We start from the raw sequence: 1,181 nt of genomic DNA, 5'->3' as shown, positions 1-1,181 counted from the left end.
ATTTCTGTTGATGAATTTTTTTTGCTTTTAGTAAGGGGGGATCATGTATGAAAGGTCTTTTTAAAAGCAATTTTCTTGCTGTATGGACAAATGCAAAAATTTTTTTGCTTTTTATGTTTGCAATGGGGATTGCCGTTATCATTATTCCAGACCAGACATGGCAAATGTATTTCATAATTATTGGAATTGTCGGATTAGCAGTAAATGCAGCTACCGTTATTGGAAATGAATTTTCCTCAAAATGGGGAAAATATAAACTTACTTTGCCAGTAAAGCGGATTGATATTGTAAAAAGTTTATATATAAATCAATTATTATGGATTATGATAGGAGTGCTTTTCGTTGGCATTATAATAGCCCTATCCTATCTGTTACATGGAATTACTTTTGAACAATTTGAGGGTATCTCAGGTGTACTTGTAGTAGGAATTAGTATAAGTCTTTCAATGGGAGCAATATTTATTCCTATGGTTTATTTAGCGGGGGAAGATAAAACCATTGTGTTTCTTATCATATCTTTGATTTGTGCATTGGGTATTGTCACAATGCTTTTTAATATACCGTTGTTCGGGCCGTTTATTTTAATTGGTTGTTCTATATTGTTATTTATCGTGTCCTTTCCTTTGACTGTAGGTATTTTCAAGGAAAAGGAATATTAGGTGATAAAGCAACTATCAACACAGTCACAACCCTTTGTGGAGGAAAGATTACCATTTGCGGCGATATGGTTGTCCTCTATGACGAATTGCTTGCCGCCGCCCTCTCCCGTCTGCCTGTTCTGGAACGGGAAATGGTCTACCTATGGTAAAAACAAAAATTCAAAGCTATACCAGGCACTCGCAGATGCAGTCATGCGTGCAAACTGGGAAAAGCTGAAGGAGGGATTGAATATGTGTGAAGCATTAAAAGAATTGTTTGCGGACGATTTTAAGGAATCAGAATTGAAGGGCATGAATGCCGGCAGAATTGAGGGAAAGATTGAAGGCAGAACCGAGGGTGCAGCTTCTAAAATTATAGAACCGGTTATTAAAAAGCATCAAAAAGGATACACCGCCGAAGACACAGCAGACATGTTAGAAGAACCTGTCTCCCGGATCCGGCAGATTTATGACGTCATAGAGAAAAGCTCACCGGATTATGACGCTGAGACAATATACAAACAGCTCTGTGAAAAAGAAGAA

Annotated in this window: 1 protein-coding gene and 1 pseudogene; both read left to right on the top strand. The window is 37.4% G+C overall.

The genetic code is table 11. The features are described 5' to 3' along the window. Window positions 1–47: 47 nt before the first annotated feature. Window positions 48–659 carry an ABC-2 transporter permease gene (locus ROSEINA2194_RS17270; RefSeq protein ID WP_009860958.1) on the top strand — a complete coding sequence of 204 codons (612 nt, stop codon included), beginning with the start codon at window positions 48–50 and terminating at the stop codon, window positions 657–659. Then, window positions 660–1,181 (top strand): annotated as a pseudogene (locus ROSEINA2194_RS17265) (hypothetical protein); the annotation flags it as partial.

The organism is Roseburia inulinivorans DSM 16841, from assembly GCF_000174195.1.
GTDB lineage: Bacteria > Bacillota > Clostridia > Lachnospirales > Lachnospiraceae > Roseburia > Roseburia inulinivorans.
Note: the sequence above shows the minus strand (reverse complement) of the source record. Positions and strands in the feature narration are given on the sequence as shown.